The sequence below is a fragment of the Roseibium aggregatum genome (genome assembly GCF_017309185.1).
Lineage (GTDB): Bacteria > Pseudomonadota > Alphaproteobacteria > Rhizobiales > Stappiaceae > Roseibium > Roseibium aggregatum_B.
In genome coordinates, this window is sequence record NZ_JAEKJZ010000001.1 from 1993821 (window position 1) to 2009751 (window position 15931).

The 15931-nt window shown below is 57.8% G+C and carries 19 protein-coding genes and 2 tRNA genes; 12 read left to right on the top strand and 9 right to left on the bottom strand.

Going from position 1 to position 15931, the window contains the following annotated elements; all coding sequences use genetic code 11:
- Positions 1-88: 88 nt before the first annotated feature.
- Complete coding sequence (locus JF539_RS08585) at positions 89-529, bottom strand: VOC family protein (RefSeq protein ID WP_207139881.1); 441 nt, start codon at positions 527-529, stop codon at positions 89-91.
- 53 nt (positions 530-582) lie between these two features.
- On the opposite strand from JF539_RS08585, the gene JF539_RS08590 reads away from it, so the two are divergent.
- From JF539_RS08590 to JF539_RS08605, 4 genes are all read left to right on the top strand, one after another.
- Complete coding sequence (locus JF539_RS08590; protein WP_207139882.1) at positions 583-1341, top strand: SIR2 family NAD-dependent protein deacylase; 759 nt, start codon at positions 583-585, stop codon at positions 1339-1341.
- Between the two features lie 158 nt (positions 1342-1499).
- Positions 1500-2081: a cold-shock protein gene (locus JF539_RS08595; protein ID WP_209017055.1), complete on the top strand. Its 582-nt coding sequence runs from the start codon at positions 1500-1502 to the stop codon at positions 2079-2081.
- A 252-nt stretch (positions 2082-2333) separates the two neighbouring features.
- The gene (locus JF539_RS08600) at positions 2334-2819 is read left to right on the top strand and encodes a DUF192 domain-containing protein (protein WP_207139883.1); all 486 of its coding nucleotides are present in this window, start codon (positions 2334-2336) and stop codon (positions 2817-2819) included.
- A 110-nt stretch (positions 2820-2929) separates the two neighbouring features.
- Positions 2930-3006: transfer RNA gene (locus JF539_RS08605), tRNA-Pro, on the top strand.
- A gap of 15 nt (positions 3007-3021) precedes the next feature.
- Here JF539_RS08605 and JF539_RS08610 read toward each other — a convergent pair.
- Positions 3022-3201, bottom strand: coding sequence for a hypothetical protein (locus JF539_RS08610; RefSeq protein WP_207139884.1), 180 nt, complete (start codon positions 3199-3201; stop codon positions 3022-3024).
- 211 nt (positions 3202-3412) lie between these two features.
- Here JF539_RS08610 and JF539_RS08615 point away from each other — a divergent pair, with 211 nt between their 5' ends.
- On the top strand, positions 3413-4123 hold the full coding sequence (locus JF539_RS08615) for a hypothetical protein (protein ID WP_207139885.1): 711 nt from the start codon (positions 3413-3415) through the stop codon (positions 4121-4123).
- Here the strand turns inward: JF539_RS08615 and JF539_RS08620 are convergent.
- Together JF539_RS08620 and JF539_RS08625 are read right to left on the bottom strand one after the other, a co-directional pair.
- Positions 4095-4604 (bottom strand): hypothetical protein, encoded by a 510-nt coding sequence (locus tag JF539_RS08620; protein WP_207139886.1) that lies wholly within the window; start codon positions 4602-4604, stop codon positions 4095-4097. The genes JF539_RS08615 and JF539_RS08620 overlap by 29 nt on opposite strands.
- 26 nt (positions 4605-4630) lie before the next feature.
- Positions 4631-4864 (bottom strand): hypothetical protein, encoded by a 234-nt coding sequence (locus JF539_RS08625; protein ID WP_207139887.1) that lies wholly within the window; start codon positions 4862-4864, stop codon positions 4631-4633.
- A 385-nt stretch (positions 4865-5249) separates the two neighbouring features.
- Between JF539_RS08625 and JF539_RS08630 the strand changes: the two genes are divergently transcribed.
- Together JF539_RS08630 and JF539_RS08635 are read left to right on the top strand one after the other, a co-directional pair.
- Complete coding sequence (locus tag JF539_RS08630; protein WP_207139888.1) at positions 5250-5555, top strand: ETC complex I subunit; 306 nt, start codon at positions 5250-5252, stop codon at positions 5553-5555.
- A gap of 142 nt (positions 5556-5697) precedes the next feature.
- A tRNA-Arg gene (locus tag JF539_RS08635) sits at positions 5698-5774 on the top strand.
- A gap of 195 nt (positions 5775-5969) precedes the next feature.
- Here JF539_RS08635 and JF539_RS08640 read toward each other — a convergent pair.
- The gene (locus JF539_RS08640) at positions 5970-6218 is read right to left on the bottom strand and encodes a hypothetical protein (RefSeq protein WP_207139889.1); all 249 of its coding nucleotides are present in this window, start codon (positions 6216-6218) and stop codon (positions 5970-5972) included.
- A gap of 305 nt (positions 6219-6523) precedes the next feature.
- Here JF539_RS08640 and JF539_RS08645 point away from each other — a divergent pair, with 305 nt between their 5' ends.
- Entirely contained in the window at positions 6524-8392 is a 1869-nt protein-coding gene (locus tag JF539_RS08645; RefSeq protein ID WP_207139890.1) for a BTAD domain-containing putative transcriptional regulator, read from the top strand.
- On the opposite strand, the gene JF539_RS08650 is transcribed toward JF539_RS08645, so the two are convergent.
- Together JF539_RS08650 and JF539_RS08655 are read right to left on the bottom strand one after the other, a co-directional pair.
- Positions 8384-8680, bottom strand: coding sequence for a hypothetical protein (locus tag JF539_RS08650; RefSeq protein WP_207139891.1), 297 nt, complete (start codon positions 8678-8680; stop codon positions 8384-8386). The genes JF539_RS08645 and JF539_RS08650 overlap by 9 nt on opposite strands.
- A gap of 70 nt (positions 8681-8750) precedes the next feature.
- Positions 8751-9041: a hypothetical protein gene (locus JF539_RS08655; RefSeq protein ID WP_207139892.1), complete on the bottom strand. Its 291-nt coding sequence runs from the start codon at positions 9039-9041 to the stop codon at positions 8751-8753.
- Positions 9042-9306: 265 nt separating this feature from the next.
- Between JF539_RS08655 and JF539_RS08660 the strand changes: the two genes are divergently transcribed.
- Positions 9307-10689 carry a YcaO-like family protein gene (locus JF539_RS08660; protein WP_207139893.1) on the top strand — a complete coding sequence of 461 codons (1383 nt, stop codon included), beginning with the start codon at positions 9307-9309 and terminating at the stop codon, positions 10687-10689.
- A gap of 143 nt (positions 10690-10832) precedes the next feature.
- On the opposite strand, the gene JF539_RS08665 is transcribed toward JF539_RS08660, so the two are convergent.
- Together JF539_RS08665 and JF539_RS08670 are read right to left on the bottom strand one after the other, a co-directional pair.
- Positions 10833-11381 carry a CAP domain-containing protein gene (locus tag JF539_RS08665; protein ID WP_207139894.1) on the bottom strand — a complete coding sequence of 183 codons (549 nt, stop codon included), beginning with the start codon at positions 11379-11381 and terminating at the stop codon, positions 10833-10835.
- Entirely contained in the window at positions 11378-12217 is an 840-nt protein-coding gene (locus JF539_RS08670; protein ID WP_207139895.1) for a phosphodiesterase, read from the bottom strand. The genes JF539_RS08665 and JF539_RS08670 overlap by 4 nt, the downstream gene beginning before the upstream one ends.
- A 189-nt stretch (positions 12218-12406) precedes the next feature.
- Here JF539_RS08670 and JF539_RS08675 point away from each other — a divergent pair, with 189 nt between their 5' ends.
- From JF539_RS08675 to JF539_RS08685, 3 genes are read left to right on the top strand one after another with little or no spacing between them, the layout of a single operon-like run.
- Positions 12407-14263, top strand: coding sequence for an ArnT family glycosyltransferase (locus JF539_RS08675; RefSeq protein ID WP_209017056.1), 1857 nt, complete (start codon positions 12407-12409; stop codon positions 14261-14263).
- On the top strand, positions 14250-15161 hold the full coding sequence (locus JF539_RS08680) for a phosphatase PAP2 family protein (protein WP_207139896.1): 912 nt from the start codon (positions 14250-14252) through the stop codon (positions 15159-15161). The genes JF539_RS08675 and JF539_RS08680 overlap by 14 nt, the downstream gene beginning before the upstream one ends.
- On the top strand, positions 15158-15919 hold the full coding sequence (locus JF539_RS08685) for a glycosyltransferase family 2 protein (protein ID WP_207139897.1): 762 nt from the start codon (positions 15158-15160) through the stop codon (positions 15917-15919). Before JF539_RS08680 ends, JF539_RS08685 begins: the two co-directional genes overlap by 4 nt.
- Positions 15920-15931 lie beyond the last annotated feature (12 nt).

Below are 15931 nucleotides of genomic sequence, written 5' to 3' on the forward strand. Positions count from 1 at the left end.
CGGGAATTCTTTCGCCCGCAAGAGCCAAGCAGACAATTTTTTGCAGGCCCGGTTGATCGGGCCTGCCCCTGTCTCCAAACCGCTTATTTTACCATTCGCCGGTATTGGGCATCGAGGCCCATGGCTCTTTTATTTCAAGGGAGCCGCCTTTTTGAAGCAGTTCGAAGGAGATGTTGTCCGGCGAACGAACGAAGGCCATCCTGCCGTCACGCGGCGGCCTGTTGATGGTGACACCCTTGCTCTGCAGGCTGGCGCAAAACGCGTAGATATCGTCGACCTCATAGGCAAGATGGCCGAAGTTGCGGCCGCCGTCGTAATCCTCCGGGTCCCAGTTATAGGTTAGCTCCAGAAGAGGCGCGGCATTGGCTTTTCCTGTCTCGATGTCGTCGGAAGCCGCCAGGAAGATCAGCGTGAAACGTCCTTTCTCGTTGTCGATCCGGCGGGTTTCGACCATTCCCATCTTGTTGCAATAAAAATCCAGGGAGTCTTCAATGCTGGTTACGCGAACCATCGTGTGCAAATACCGCATGATTTAGTCCTTTTCCTCTGTCGAGGGATGTTTCGAAAGGGTGCCGGACGGCCATGACACCGATCATCAGCCTGCCCGAAGCGCAAGAGTTTGTCGCACACTTCCTGAGCGGTTCCCACCTCAGGATCGTGGCATTGACGGGCGCCGGCATCTCAACCGATTCCGGGATTCCGGATTTCCGCTCGCCCGGCGGCATATGGTCTTCACGGGAACCGGTTCAATACCAGGATTTCCTGGCGTTCGAGGAAAGCCGTCTGGAAGACTGGGACCGCCGCTTCGAAATGCTGGAGTTCTTTCAGCGCGCGAAACCGAATGCGGCGCACAGAGCGTTGACCGAATTGGCCCGATCCGGACGCCTGGAGACCCTGATCACGCAAAATGTGGATGGCCTCCATCAGGCGTCGGGCTTTCCCGAAGAGCATCTGATTGAAATTCACGGCAATTCGACTTACGCGACCTGCCTGTCCTGCGGCAGCCGTGCCGAGCTTGAGCCGCAAAGACAAACCGTTGACGCCGGAAAGAGCCCGCTCTGTGGCCGGTGCGGCGGTCTTTTGAAGGCGGCTGTGGTCAGCTTCGGTCAGCAGATGCCGGAGAAGGAGTTGCAGAGAGCGGCGCTCAGCGCGCAGGACTGCGACCTTTTTCTCGTTCTCGGCTCATCTCTGGTTGTCCACCCGGCGGCACAGCTGCCGGTCCTGGCGGTTCAGGGGGGAGCCGAACTGGTGATTCTCAACGGTCAGGAAACGCCGCTCGATTCGCTGGCCACGGCTGTCATTCGCACGCCCCTGGCGCAGACATTTTCAAATTTTGGCTAAGATCCGGCGAAAATAGTCTAAATGGTCTGTGGTTAGTTCGACAATTCCGCTTCTCGTCATTAAGCGCAATGTTATCCTTTTCTCAGGAATCAGCCATGCGGTGAGTCGTTATCCGCACTTGGCTTCATGATGCGGACCAGAAACGGGACAGATTGGCTATGGGGGTTAAAACCGCACGGGAACCCCGCGCACTCGAAACACTGGCGGATGACGTTGCCGTCGATGTGTTTGAGATTGCCGGAACGATCAAGTGGTTCGATGTCGGGAAAGGCTACGGTTTCATAGTCCCCGATAGCGGTGAGGATGACATTCTGCTGCATGTTACCTGCCTCAGACGGGACGGTTACCAGACAGCGTACGAAGGCGCGCGCGTCGTTTGTGAAGTCCTCGACAGGCCGCGCGGACTGCAGGCGTTTCGCATCCTTTCCATGGACGAGTCGACGGCGACGCACCCCTCTCAGTTGCCTCCCTCTCGAACCCATGTTCAAGTGGTGCCGGAAAGCGGTTTCGAAAAGGCGACCGTCAAGTGGTTCAATCGCGTCAAGGGATTCGGCTTTCTCACACAAGGGGAAGGCTCGGAGGATATTTTCATCCATATGGAAACCCTGCGCCGCTACGGTATTACCGAATTGAGACCGGGCCAGGACGTTCTTGTGCGCTTCGGCCAGGGTCCGAAGGGCAGGATGGCCGCGGAAATCAGGCCGCTGGGGTCAGGAACCCATATCCCAGCCTCCCACTAACTTCGATACGATGCTCAATTCCTCGATGGCCGGACATGTTCCGGCCAATGTTTTTTGGAAAAGCAGTTTTGTTCAGGCAAAGAGGTGTCAACCGAACACCGGAGCAAACCGCGTTTTACCGAAACCGCCGTTTGCTGTCTGGACACCGGAAATTTAACGCTGAGGGCGATGCAAGAGATTTCCAGTCAAACGCGGTACGCGCGGAATTCGCAAGAGCGTCTGCCGGTATCTGGCCGACAAGAGGGCTTCAAGATGATTGAGAAAGCAGTTCAAAGGTCGCTCCAGCTTCTGGCTTTTCTGATTCTGCTCGGCGTGTCCGGCCAGGCTGCGACGGCGCAGCAGAGGCAGGCGCCGCTTCCGCAGGAAACGGTAGTGATCAAATCCGGCGAGAGCTTGCACCGGTTCGAAGCTGAAGTGGCGTCGACGGACCGTCAGCGGGCACGCGGGCTCATGTTTCGGGAGGAAATGGCGGCAGACCACGGTATGCTGTTCGTGTTCGAGGGGGAGGGCGAGCGTTACTTCTGGATGAAAAACACGCCGCTGCCGCTCGACATCATCTATATCGCTAAAACAGGCCGCATCGTCAGCATCGCTAAAGACACGACGCCCTTTTCCGAAGTTGCCATTCCTTCCGGACAACCGGCGGAATTCGTGCTGGAACTCAATGCCGGCATAACGTCAAAGCTCGGAATCGGTCCCGGAGACACGGTGTCCAGCCCGTCCATAGACAGGGAATAGCAAGAGTACGAAGGCCGTTTGCCGGGCAGCCAGCCTTTTCCTCAACAGCCCCGGGTTCGCGCACTTGACGGCAACGGCGAACGCGGATACACCGCAGGCATTCCAAGGTACGGGGTATAGCGCAGCCTGGTAGCGCATCTGGTTTGGGACCAGAGGGTCGCAAGTTCGAATCTTGCTGCCCCGACCATTTTCCTTTCGATTTTCAGTTCAGCGGCAGTGCCGGTTGTTTGGGCCGTCTGCGGGCGATCCCTCGCCTTGATGAAAACATCCGGTTGTTGATCGATTCTCCAACGGCAAAAGGCTCCTGACGCATTGCCTTGAGCGCAACCGTTTTCAGCCGTCCTTTTTCCATAAGTTGGAACTTTTCTGAATGCAGTGTCATAATTTCTTTGTCTGAATGAAGGTTTTCTGGCGCTTGTTTACCTTAACGACAATAAGCGTGTCCGAGCCTCAATAAATATAGGGAAAACCATCAAGTTTTTTTTCGGCAGACTTGTGTAACGAGGTGCCGCATAACAGTCTTCTTGTCCAACAATCTTTCAATTTTTGGAAGGTGCGGACACGCGGCAACCGTTCCGCGCCAAGTGGGGCGAATGTTACCGGATATCGATCAACAGGAAACGCTGGAGGTATCGGAGGCGGTCGCCGTCCTGCGCTCCGAAATCACGCGAAGTGGTCTGACAGTAAAGGAAAGCTCGGATTTCAGCGCGTTCGAGAAGACGATCAGGGCAACTTCGGACAAATACCTGATGGAGGATTTCTCGCCGCGGTTCTTCGACCTTCACGGGTCGACCGCCTTTTGGCTTGGAGCCTACGATGACCTTGGAAACGTGGTTTCCGTCCAGGCGGCGAAGGTTGACGATCTGAAGGACCGCAGTCTCGCGGATTACTGGCAGCAGCAGCAACGGCGCATTTTCGTCGACCCCAATCCCCAGGCGAGGCTAGGCACGGACCATGCCTACGACGCCTATTTCATGCGTGGCAGAATTGTATATCACGGCAATCTCTGGCTGCGGCGTGACCTGCGTGGCAAGGGGGTGGCGGTCCCTTTGACCCAGTTGGGCTTCCTGATTTCACTGTTGAAATGGTCACCGGACTATCACTACGGGCTCATGTCGGCGAAAAGTGCCGAGCGGGGTTTCGGGATCAGAATCGGCTTTCGCCGATTTGTCCCGAGAGGAACGCATTGGGAAATCGCACCGGGCAACATCCGGGCCGATGACTGGCTCGTTTATTCGACCCGCAGCGACCTTCACATCCTGGCGCAGTCGATCGTCAGAACGTCCGCTGAAGATCTTGAATGACGCCGAAAAAGGCGCAGAAACGGGTGGTCGATTTCAGGGAAGGGCGCACCGTTAGGATCAGTCTCTCGAAGGCCACTTCGTATCCGATCCCGTTCACGTCGACCTGGACCCTCGCATATCCGTAATAGGGTTTCCCGTTCAGGGCATTGCGATAGCCTTCGGCGGAAGCCAGTTCCAGATCCGGGTCGGGGGTGCGCAGTGGCGACACAGGGCTCTCGGGGCTCGCCCAGTCTTCACCGAACAGGCTTCTCTGGCAGCTGTCCTGGCCAACGTAGAAGATCGGCGGCGGAGCGCCGTTGATCATCTTGTCCGAACACAGGCTGAGTTGCGGCATGAAGGGCTTGAGACGCTGCTGGAAATTGCCGTCGGTGTCCTGTGCCATGACGGTTTCGTAGAAGGTCGACAAAGTCGTATCCGCCAGGCCGCTTTCGATGGCCTGCGTGCCGAGTTCGGTAAAAAGGGTTTCAGAACGGATAAGCATGGCGGATCGGCCTGGAAACTGCGTTCTTACTTATCGAACGCCTTTAAGAGCAGCGACATGACGTTGAGAAATTCATCGCGTTTTTCGTACGGCAAATCTTCGACGCCGGAGACACCGTAGTCGAGGGTCAGGATCATGTCCCACATGTCGGTCAGGTTTGCGGCGTCGATGGACGACTTGAGTTCGCTATGATCCGAGACGCTCGGTTGAACGTGTTCCGGAACGTAGTTTTTCAATCCCTTTTGAAAAAACTGTTGCATGCGCTTCGCCTGACATAGAATGACCCGGATCAAACGGACTGCCGTCCGGAAGGTCCGGTTGCTGGAATTCGACAGCCCGACCAAACGCTGAGCGGCCGAGCGAGTTTTCCTGCTCGTACAAAGTAATCCCTGATGCACTTTTCATAGCACGGAGCTTCCATCCTTGTCATTTTAATTCATTGTCAAAACAGACAGTTTTCGGTTTCAGCGTTAATACCCGGGTGTTGTTCGAAGGCGAAATTTTAGTAAAAGTTTAGCGATCACTGTCGGGTCTGAAGTTCGCGCCGACCGGCAAGATTTGATGTTGACTTCCGCCGAAAAGGCGGGAAAAAGCTGAAGAAGCAGATTTTAGTTTTCCGATGAACCGAACCAGGGGCCAAAGGCAATGGTTGCGCGCATCTACCGTCCGGCGAAAACGGCCATGCAGTCCGGCAAGGCAAAAACCCAGCGCTGGGTTCTCGACTTCGAGCCGGAGGTTGCCAAGGCGGTCGAGCCGTTGATGGGCTACACATCTTCTTCCGACATGAAACAGCAGGTCAGGCTGTATTTCGACACCCAGGAGGAAGCGGTCGCCTATGCCAGGCGCCACAATATTCCGCACCGTGTTGAAAAGCCCCGGAACCGGGTCGTGCGCGGCGCTGCCTACGCGGATAATTTTCGCTTTAACCGGGTTGCTCCCTGGACGCATTGAGACTTGACGCCCTCAGGCAGTGGGCAAATAAATGAAGGGATTGCCTGTTGAAACAGGCGGTCCAGGATCGACAAAAGACCGATTTTAGGCAATTTAGAAATCGTGTCTAAGCGGTCGCGTTTGCGGCCCGCTCAAAGCATCAGGCCCCGTAGCTCAGCTGGATAGAGCGCTCGCCTTCTAAGCGAATGGTCACAGGTTCGAATCCTGTCGGGGTCGCCACCTCTTCACAGCTTGACCCTATCAGAAGGAAACCGCATTCGCAGAGCGGTTCGTTGCGGAGAGCTACGCACGTGCAAACGCCCTCTGAACGACTTCCTTCGACATCCAAAGTCTTGCGCGCAACCGCACCGGTCAAAGAAACAGCAGCCGGTGCGGCTTGAATGGCGGGGCGCGGCTGCGACCGGGTCAGGATCTTCAGGCCTTCGCGGAATCCGCGTTTTGCTGACCGACCATGAGCGGCGTTATCTTCGACTTCAGAATCAGATCGAGGTCGTCCGAGCCGTCTTCCAGGGACTGGAGTGCCATGTCGAGGCAATAGGAACAGAAGGTGCGCCCGTCTTTGTCGGCTTCTTTTTTTGTGTAACGGATCATCCGCTTGATCGCCTCAACGGCCGGCTCTTGCTCGGTGTCCGCGCTTTTCGGTTTGCCAACTGTCTTAGACATAATACCTACCCACTAGTATTTGTTTCGCCGAGAACAGCATATCTGCTGTGACCATCCACTCGGAAGCATGCTGTTGCAGCGTGAAACGAGCGTGATAAAGTGTTAATGCAACTTCGATGCCGTTGCATATCCGTTTGCGGCAACACAACAGAATTTTGTGCGTAAATTGCGGGGAATTGATGGCAAACGCGTACTGTTTCGCTTGTCTTGGGCGACCTTTGCTCTTGGGCAAAGATCAGGAGCCTGTTGCCGTCAAAACCCGTAAGGCTCTGGCGATTCTTGGCTATCTTTGCAGAATGAACGCGATGAGCGCCCCTCGAGAGGCGCTTGCGGATCTGCTTTGGAGCAATGCGGAACGGCAAAAGGCGATGCAATCCCTGCGCCAGGCCTTGCGTCAGCTCAAGACCGCGGAGCAGGAAACCGGGCGTGACATCGTGTTGTCGTCCGCCGGGCACGTCCAGCTCGATCCGGAAACCTTCTCGTCCGATTTGACCGAGGTTCTGGAGCTTTTGGACAAGGGGCGGGCTGAGGATTTCGTTCAGGCGGGCACCCTGTGGCGTGGAGAGTTCCTTGCCGGGTTCGAAGATATCGATCCGGAGTTTTCGGATTGGCTCACGGTCGAGCGCGAAAGACTTCGCTCCCAGGTCATCTCCGCCGCGTTCAGGCATCTCAACCAGACGCAGGTGGAAGACGGCGGTGCTCAAGTTGAGGCGGGCGCGCAGTTTCTTCTCAAGGTCGACCCGGCTCTTGAAACGGCGCACCGGGTCCTGATCCGGCTGTACATGCAGCTGGGACAGCGTGAACGGGCCACCCAGCAGTTCAAGACCTGTGAACGGGAAATGCGTCTTCATCTCGACGAGGCTCCGGATCAGGAAACGCAGGATCTCCTTAAACACGGCGAGCCGGTCCCCGGGTCCGAACTGGTCATGCGCCAGGTGGTCGAAGCGGTTTCTTCGGGAAGCGTTTATGCGAATGGCGAGGAACCGATCCGTCTTCCGGAGATATCCGTCGTTTCCTCCGCGCTCTACAAGAACGGTCTGCAGGACGCCATTCATCTGCGGGAGGAAATCGTCTCCGGACTGTCGTCGTTTCGCTCGTTCGATCTCTTCGAATCGGATTATTTCGACGACGAAAGCATGCCGAAACCGGCTCTGCTGGAAGGGCATGAGTTGGGCAGCTACCTGCTGCGATTCCGGCACGATCAGAGGTCTGGCAAGATCGTCGTTCAATTCGAAGACCGGACCAGCGGTCAGATCGTGTTCAACGAAATCACCAATCCGGCTCTGATTCAAGACGTTGCCTCCGTCGCCAGCCAGATCGTCAGGCGTATCCACATTCATGCGACAGGACGGCTGAGAAACCCCGCTAACACTTCGGTCTTCGCGCGCTGGTGCCAGGTGGAATCGCTGCTGTGGGACTTCACGCCTCAGTCCGATGAAAAGGCGATGCGTCTTCTCGACGATCTGGAGCGGACAAATCGTTCTTTTTCGATGATCTATGCCGGAAAGGCGTCGGTCATCATGAAACAGGAGCTTCATTTCCCGGTTTATGACAAGACGACTTCAGACGGACTGAACGGGCTTCTGGACCTGGCCGAAAGAGCCATTGTCCTCGATCCCTGGCAGGCCGTGAATCAGAGGGTCTATGGCTGGGCGGCGATCCTGTCCAATATGCCGGAGGAAGCACGCAGGGCATTTCAACATGCCGGACGCCTGAGTTCGGCCGATCCGGCGAACCTGATGTCCGTGGCTGAAGGTCTGGCATTGTCGGGCGATGTTGCCGAAGCGAAAAACACGGCGGATCGCGCCTTTAGCCTGTTTTCCTTCGTCCCGCGGGTGTTCTACGAGTATCTGGCCAATATTTGTTTCGCGGCTGAAGATTACGAGACTGCAATTCGACAGACCGAGAAAGGCGCCGGTGTGACCGTTGGCGGCCTCACGACGCGCGTTGCCGCGCTTGTCTGCTCGGGTCGGGAGCACGAGGCATTGCAAACGCTGAGACGGTTCAGCGAGCACAGGATCACCATCTTGAAGAATTCGCCGGATTTCGTGAACGATCCCGTCGTTTGGAGAACACGGGTCAACTTCTTTCAGGACGCGAAGGTACGAGCGAATTTCGACAAGGGAGCCGCTCTGGTCCAGAGGTTTCTGTTCGATGGGGCGGGGTCAGTTTAGCCGGGGCCGAACGAACATTGATGACAAGCTAGACAGGTAGGCATCGTCTGAGGCGCCGAGTTTGGCGTCGTTCAGGCGGAAGGGCAGGGCAACTGCACCCGGAGTTTCTTTTTCGTCTACGACAGTAAATCGCAGGAGCTCGGTGGTCTTCGCAGGCAGACCAATCGCCGAGAGAAATCTCTTCGGATCGCTTTGAAACTCCTTGCGCAAGCCTTCATCCATCGCCGCTCTCGCCAAAAGCTCGCCCAGGTCTCTCAAATTCTTTCGGTAGTACGGGAAGCGCGCCATTATGATCCTCCTGAATGAGCCGCCTGCCGCGGGTACCGCGGTCAGGCGACATCCAATGGGCCGGTCCGGATTACTCCGGAAGATCGTCGTAGAAGCAGGTTCCGAGCGCAGCGCGGCCCAGCTCTTCGAAATAGGCCTCGTCACCGGCGGCCGCACGATTCACGTCGACATCCGCAGGCACAACGAGATGAACCATGTCGGCCGTATCCGCGAGAAGTGTAACGTCGCCCGTCACCCCAATCTCCGCGAGAACCTGTGAAGGGTTTTCGATCAATTCTGTACGGCTGCTCGTATCTTGAATGATTGCACCAAGTTTAGAACCGATTTCCAGGTTGGTTTGCGAAGTCGTTTTGGTGTGCATTACGAGTCTCCATAAGTTAAAGTTGTGCTGCGTCTTAGCGGGTGATTGGATGGTCACGCGGCTAAACTGAATTAGGTCAAACTTTAGTAAAAGATAAATAGTAGTATAAATTTACTATTGCTTGACCGCTTTCATGGATACTTTAGTTCCGCCGAAGACGCTTATTCAAGAATAGGTGTGAGAAAATACGTGATATGCAATTTGAAGGTGAACACGAGTATTTCGAAGATACTTGCAAACATGCCGTGTGGGCCAAGTCGGCGTGATGAGCAATGAAGTGCCGGGCGGTGCCCTGAACTTGAAAAGTCAAACGATCGCGGGCCTGCGCCGTGTGGGGCTGGCTTCGGCGACGAACGCGGACGGAGAGGCTGTGGGTCTTGAGTTCGACGCCGCGCTGTCGCTTTTTCTGCCGTTGCTCGGGTCGTTCGACATCAAGCTTGTGCCGCTGCGACGGGCCGATGATTGCCCGGTTCGCTTTTGTACCGGCTTGCTTGAACGCGACCGGGAGGCGGCGGACGAAAATCGCTCTCCGGTTCGCCCGTTGCCTGCGGGAGGGCAGGGCGCCACTCTCAGGGATGCAGCTTTAAGTTGTTTGGGGGAGTTGGCTGAAAGATTAAGCCTTTACACCCTGGGAGCAACCGATGATCGTGTTTTTCAGAAAGATGTTGAGCAATCAGAAGTAGGGCTTGGGTCGCTGCTTGGTTTCAGTCAGTCTCAGGAGGTCGCGGTCGGCGAAGGTCTGTCGGGTGACGTTGAGGGTGGGGGTGTCGGCACAGTAGATTGGAACCGGTTTACGGACCTATTCGTGAAGGTTCGTCGTCTGGGCGCGAAAGACACCGCACAGTTGCCGCATTACGGTGTTTTATTCAATGCGGCAGGAGTAAAGGTTGGCGGCCTGCCTGGCGTGGCTTCAAGCATTGGTTGCGCTGTCTGGACGGATTTGGAGGGTGCCAGGGAGAGGGCGTTTCTGGAGTTGGTCGAGCGCGATGCCGTGGCGCAAATGTGGTACAACCGCCTGGGGATAACCTCGATGGAAAAAGAGGTCCTTGCCGCGTTTCTTCCTGAGCCTTTTTTTACATTTCTGTCCGGATCGAAGCGGCGCTGGAACGTCTTTCATGTAAGTACGGACCTGCCGGCTCACGTGGTGCTGGCGGTCTCCCACGACAGGGATGGATACGGAACGGCATTCGGCTCCGCGGCGGGTTGGTCGGCCGCTTCCGCCTGCCGGAGCGCACTCGAAGAAATGCTGCAGGCGGAAAATTCGCTGGAATTGATGGCCAACGCCTATCCGGACGGAAAAACGCCCGATCGGGGACTTCCACGGCAGCTCCGCTATGCGCGGCAAAGATCCGTCTTCGAGGATCTGCCGATGACGGACATGGACCGGGCCACGGAAACTCATCTGCAAGAGGAATTTTCCTATGAGGCGCTGGTGCAGCACTGTCTCGAAAGGAACCTTGCTGTTTGGGAGTTTAACGCCACGCGGTCCGACCTGAACATTCCATGCGTCAAACTCCTTTCACCGGATTTGTGCAGCTGGGAACCCCGCTTCGGCAAGTCGCGGCTGTTTACCGGCGTCGTCGAGCGCGGTCTTCGCGTCTCGGAAGCGACGGAGGCGGAATTCGCCGCGCGGCCGTTTCCGTTTTGAGGTTTGACAGCCTGCGGCACGGAGACTAAGAAAACATGACTTCGACACTCATGTTTATGATGTCGAAGTGCGGATGATGACTGGGTCATCCGATCTCTGGAAGAGACTTGGGCGGGGAAGACCCCGCCCTTTTTTCGAAAGTCCTACAGAGCGGAGGGGCGTCCGTCCTCAAATGGGCGGGCAAGCGTCATCACCCAGAAATTGCGCCATTTGCCATCGTTTCTGTTGGTTCTGGCAATCCCCACGCGGGTTACATACGGATTGAGCAGGTTCTTGTTGTGTCCCTGGGAACCCTGCCAGCCTTTGAAGGCCGCTTGCAGATCCGCATATCCCGCGCCCAGGTTCTCGGCACCGGCGTAGTTGGCGTATCCCGCCTTGTCGAGCCTTTGCGACAGGCCGAACGCACTGTGAGCCCATGTGTCCATGCTGTCTCGTTTCGCGATATGACGGGCCATTTTTTGAGAAACCGCGTCCAGGGCCGGGTCGTGCCGGAGAGCTGCCAGACCGTTTTGTTGCCGGTAGGCATTGATGAGCGCCAGCATTTCTTGCTTGTCGACCGCCTGGTCGGAAAGGACGGTCTTGTCCTCAAGGTCGCTTCCACCGGGCAAGGCGCCGCACGCCGCAAGTGTCCAGGACAGCACGCAGAAAAGGAGCCCGGTCAAAAGGTATCTGGAGGACGAAGCGCTGGTCATCCGCGCTCGTCTCCTGGCCAGGTCACGCCGGGATCGGCAAAAAAGTGATGCGGTCCGGGGAAGTTCTCCACATAGGCCAGATGAGAGACCACGCCGGTCTTGTCTGAATGATAGTGGAGGAAGTAGGCTGGCGGTTCGAAATTGAACATGGGCGGACCGTGCTCGGAAAGGTCGAGAACCACCTGGTGACCGGTGCTGGGGGCAAGGGTCATGATCTTTCCCGCGAAACCGGCAATGATCGGCCGGTGAAGGTGACCGCAAATCAGTCTCTCGACCTGAGCATGAGGCGCGACGACCTCCGCCAGAGCGTCCGCGTCGACAAGGCCGATCTTGTCCATGTGGGAAATTCCGGAAAGCGCCGGTGGGTGGTGGAGAGCGATCAGGGTCGGCGTGCTGTCATGGCCGAGCTCCCGGTCGAGCCACGCCAGCTGCTCGTCTCCAAGCTCGCCTTGCGACTGGCCGGACAGGTGGGAATCCAGGGCGATCAGGCGGAGGCTGCCGATCCGCGCGCTGTAGAAAATTTTGCCGTCGCGGGTTTCCGACATGCCTGGAAAGTCGCGCATCTCCCGGCGCATGCCTTCGCTGCTGTCGTGGTTGCCGGGGATCAGGTAGATCGGCCTGTCGAAACGTGAAAACAGGTCACGCGCCAGTGCGTATTCACGCGGGTCGTCCCGGTCGGTCAGGTCTCCGCTGACAATCAGCGCATCGACTTTCGGGTCGAGCGCCCGCACGGCGCCCAGGGCACGCTCCGCAAGCATGTTTGTATCTGAAAAACGATAACATGTCAGGCCTCTCGGCCTAAGGTGCAAATCCGTTATGTGAGCAATCAAAGTCATTGCGAACCTGTAAGTTTTGAACAATGGAATCGGCTGAAGCGACGATAGCTCAGCGCGGAATGAGGGCAAGCACTGGTTTCCCTTTTTGAAAAGCTCATGTAGGAGAAGCGGACTGGAACCGAAAGGAAATCGCCGCCGGTAACGGGTCCGTGGATTTGAAAACAGGCGAGCGCTTGGAAACGAAAGTTGATGGCAGACAAGACCAACGACGGTCCGGATGAGAAGCAGGACATGACGGCCGGGGAACCGGGAACCGCGACGTCTCGGGAAACTTTCGCGCCGGGCGGGAGCGCGGAGGAACAGGCACATCCGGAGATTGGGGCGCAACCGGTTCGCAAGCCCGTCTGGCTACGCCTCTTCGGGCACGATATTTCGGCTCCGTTTCTGCTTGTCCTGCTGTCGCTCGTTTTGTTCGCTCCTGGGCAATGGACGGTTCCGCCGCTCGATCGGGACGAACCGCGCTTCACCCAGGCAACCAAGCAGATGCTTGAAACGGACAATTACATCGACATCCGTTTCCAGGATCAGGCACGCTACAAGAAACCGGTCGGCATCTACTGGCTCCAGGCCGCGGCGGTGAAACTGACCGGTCATGGATCGGATGCGCCTTTGTGGACATACCGGATTCCTTCAATCGTCGGCGCTGTCTTGAGCGTTCTCGCGAGTTTCTGGATGGCCCGGGCCTTCATGGGACCGGCCGGTGCGCTGCTTGTCGGAGGTTTCGTCGGTCTGGCCATCATCGTCGGAGTAGAGGCGCGCCTGGCCAAGACGGACGCCATGCTGTTTGCGACCATTATCGTCGCCCAGGGCGCGCTGGCGCGCATCTGGCTCAAGGATCGTGGTCAACGCCTTTGGGCGTTGAGCTTTGTTTTCTGGACGGCGCTGGCCGCAAGTGTGCTGATCAAGGGGCCGGTGGGCCTTATGGTTGTCGGTCTGACGACAATCGGTCTGATGGTGCTTGGCAGAAAGGCAGCCTGGTTCAGGGGGGCATCGCCGGTCATCGGGGTCCTCTGGTTTCTGCTGCTTGTTTCGCCCTGGTTCGTCGCGATCTGGATTGCGACGGATGGGGCGTTTTTTACCGAGGCCATCGGCAAGGACCTGCTCGGCAAGGTGGGGCAGGGCCAGGAAGGCCACGGCGCGCCGCCTCTGACGCATCTGGGAGCGATGTTCGGAATCTTCTGGCCGCTGCCAACCTTTTTTCTGATCGCCCTGCCGCTGATGTGGAAGGAAAGGCACAGTCCGCTCGTGGTCTTCGCCGTCTCCTGGTTTGTGCCGAGCTGGATCGTCTTCGAACTCGTGGCGACCAAGCTGCCACACTATACCATGCCGCTTCTGCCGGCGCTGGTTCTGCCCGTAGCAGCGGCGATGATCGACGGTGCCGGGACACAGGCCAAATCCTGGGTGCGATGGGTCGGGGCTGTCCTTCTGGCGCTTCCGCCGATCGGTTTGGCGGCGGTGTCTTTTGCCGGACCGTTCGTGCTTGGAACCTGGCCCTCGCCGCCTGGTGTCGTCATCGTCTCCATCGGCGCCGTCGTCGCGCTTGCCGCCGCCAGGCGGGTTCTGCGAGGGCCTTTGCTCTACGCGGTCCCGGCAACGGCGGCAACGGCCATGTGCGTTGCGGTCGGCGTCTGGGGGTTCGTCGGTCCGGCCCTGACACCGATCTGGGTCAGCCCGCGGCTGGTGGAAGCGCTGGATACGATACCGGGATGCGCGGACAGGACAGGCCGTCAGGTGGTAACCTCCGGGTTCCACGAACCGAGTTTCATCTTTCTGGAGGGAACCGGGACCCGTATCCTTTCGCCGAAAAAAGCGGCGGTTTTCCTGTCGTCTCCGGACGATGGAGAGCCGGCTTCCTGCCGGGTTGCGGCGATAGAAAGCCGGGAAGAACCGGCGTTTTTGAAGGCGGCGAAAGAGATTGGTCTTGTGCCGGAGGTTCGAAAAAGGGTAGAGGGCCTCAATATAAACGGCGGCGACAAGGTCGATATCGCCCTTTATCAAAAAGCAGATACGCCCACGGACGCAGAAAACGGCAATGAAGAGCAGTAGCAACCATGTCTGGCGGATCCTTGCGCGCTTGCGCGGGAATGCTCGGCGGGCTGCCATGCTGTTTTCCGGTCGAAGAGAGCGCGCCTGCCACAACCTGAACCGGCTCCCGCCAGGGCAAAGGCCCCAGGACATTCTGGCCGTTCTGCTTCTGACCGTCGGCGTTGCCGTTGTCGTCTTCGATGTTCCGACCTATCCCTGGCTTCGTTCGCTTCCAGGTGTGTACCGGTCAGCGTTCAGGGCGTTCACGGATTTCGGCAAGGCGGACTGGATCCTGATTTCGACGGGTGTGACTTGCCTGGCCCTGCTGGCACTGGATGCCGGGCGCTACGCGTTCCGGCTGCGCATGACGGTGGGCGCGATCTTCACCTATGCGGCTTTCATCTTCTACAGCGTCGCGGCGACAGGACTGCTGGCCATCGCCTTCAAGTGGACCTTGGGCCGAGCCCGTCCAAAGCTCTACAGTGAAGTCGGCCCGGTTCGGTTCGACTTCCTGGCCTTTGACGGCACCTATACGAGTTTTCCTTCCGGGCATTCGACGACCGTGGCGGCGCTGGCGACCGCGTTGGCGTTCATCTTTCCGGCCTACCGCTGGCTCATCGTCGTCGCGGCTTTCTGGCTTGCTTTCAGTCGCGTCATGGTCGGCGCGCACTATCCGAGCGACGTGATTGCCGGAACCCTGCTCGGGATCTCGTTCACCTTTTTCACCGTCCGGGCCATGGCGCGGCGCCGGATCGGTTTTCACATTTCTTCTTCCGGGAAAATAGAACCCAATATGAACGCCCGGTCCGCGAAGGCTTGTCTGCGCGCGGTCTGGCAGGTTCTGCGCGGGCAGCGTGGCGCACGGCGCGTCTCGGTGGAACCGGCGGCGCCGGAAGAAACAGGACGGATCGACACATGACGCAAAGTTATCTGGAAGGATTGGCAAGCAACAGGGGAACGCTTGCCGTGACCGTCGTCGTTCCCGCCAAGGACGAGGCGCAAAATCTTCCGATCCTGCTCGATGAGATCGAGGCGGCGCTTCAAGGGCGCGGGTTTGAGGTTATCGTTGTCGATGACGGCTCGACGGACGGGACCGATATCGTTCTTCAGGATTATGCGTCGACGCACGACTGGCTGCGGCCGTTTCGGCACGACAAGTCCTGCGGTCAAAGCTGCGCGGTACGAACCGGGCTGCAAAACGCCCGGGGAGATGTGGTCGCGACCATCGACGGCGACGGTGAAAACAATCCGGTCTATATTGCTGAACTTCTCGATGCGCTGAACAGTTCCGGTCCGTCTGTCGCCTTGGCCGCCGGACAGCGTCTCGGCCGCAAGGCCAGTCTCGGTAAACGCTACGCATCGAAATTCGCCAACAAGATCCGTGGGGCGATCCTGAAGGACAACACGCGCGACAGCGGCTGCGGCCTCAAGGCGCTTCGCCGGGAAGTTTTTCTTCAGCTGCCTTATTTCGACAGCTGGCACCGTTTTTTACCGGCGCTCGTGATCCGGGAAGGGTACGGTGTCGTCCATATCGACGTACAGGACCGCCAGCGTCGCCATGGAACCTCCAAATACGGAATCTTCGACCGGGCCCTGATCGGGGTATGGGATCTTTTCGGTGTCTGGTGGCTGCGCCGGCGCCGGAAAAACATCCCGAGTGTCCGGCCGCTGACCTGATCGCGTTCTCAT

Bases quoted from the DNA above. Each gene is read 5' to 3' on its own strand.
- JF539_RS08585 (WP_207139881.1), bottom strand. From the start codon at position 529: ATGCGGTATTTGCACACGATGGTTCGCGTAACCAGCATTGAAGACTCC.
- JF539_RS08590 (WP_207139882.1), top strand. From the start codon at position 583: ATGACACCGATCATCAGCCTGCCCGAAGCGCAAGAGTTTGTCGCACAC.
- JF539_RS08595 (WP_209017055.1), top strand. From the start codon at position 1,500: ATGGGGGTTAAAACCGCACGGGAACCCCGCGCACTCGAAACACTGGCG.
- JF539_RS08600 (WP_207139883.1), top strand. From the start codon at position 2,334: ATGATTGAGAAAGCAGTTCAAAGGTCGCTCCAGCTTCTGGCTTTTCTG.
- JF539_RS08610 (WP_207139884.1), bottom strand. From the start codon at position 3,201: ATGACACTGCATTCAGAAAAGTTCCAACTTATGGAAAAAGGACGGCTG.
- JF539_RS08615 (WP_207139885.1), top strand. From the start codon at position 3,413: ATGTTACCGGATATCGATCAACAGGAAACGCTGGAGGTATCGGAGGCG.
- JF539_RS08620 (WP_207139886.1), bottom strand. From the start codon at position 4,604: ATGCTTATCCGTTCTGAAACCCTTTTTACCGAACTCGGCACGCAGGCC.
- JF539_RS08625 (WP_207139887.1), bottom strand. From the start codon at position 4,864: ATGCAACAGTTTTTTCAAAAGGGATTGAAAAACTACGTTCCGGAACAC.
- JF539_RS08630 (WP_207139888.1), top strand. From the start codon at position 5,250: ATGGTTGCGCGCATCTACCGTCCGGCGAAAACGGCCATGCAGTCCGGC.
- JF539_RS08640 (WP_207139889.1), bottom strand. From the start codon at position 6,218: ATGTCTAAGACAGTTGGCAAACCGAAAAGCGCGGACACCGAGCAAGAG.
- JF539_RS08645 (WP_207139890.1), top strand. From the start codon at position 6,524: ATGAGCGCCCCTCGAGAGGCGCTTGCGGATCTGCTTTGGAGCAATGCG.
- JF539_RS08650 (WP_207139891.1), bottom strand. From the start codon at position 8,680: ATGGCGCGCTTCCCGTACTACCGAAAGAATTTGAGAGACCTGGGCGAG.
- JF539_RS08655 (WP_207139892.1), bottom strand. From the start codon at position 9,041: ATGCACACCAAAACGACTTCGCAAACCAACCTGGAAATCGGTTCTAAA.
- JF539_RS08660 (WP_207139893.1), top strand. From the start codon at position 9,307: ATGAGCAATGAAGTGCCGGGCGGTGCCCTGAACTTGAAAAGTCAAACG.
- JF539_RS08665 (WP_207139894.1), bottom strand. From the start codon at position 11,381: ATGACCAGCGCTTCGTCCTCCAGATACCTTTTGACCGGGCTCCTTTTC.
- JF539_RS08670 (WP_207139895.1), bottom strand. From the start codon at position 12,217: ATGACTTTGATTGCTCACATAACGGATTTGCACCTTAGGCCGAGAGGC.
- JF539_RS08675 (WP_209017056.1), top strand. From the start codon at position 12,407: ATGGCAGACAAGACCAACGACGGTCCGGATGAGAAGCAGGACATGACG.
- JF539_RS08680 (WP_207139896.1), top strand. From the start codon at position 14,250: ATGAAGAGCAGTAGCAACCATGTCTGGCGGATCCTTGCGCGCTTGCGC.
- JF539_RS08685 (WP_207139897.1), top strand. From the start codon at position 15,158: ATGACGCAAAGTTATCTGGAAGGATTGGCAAGCAACAGGGGAACGCTT.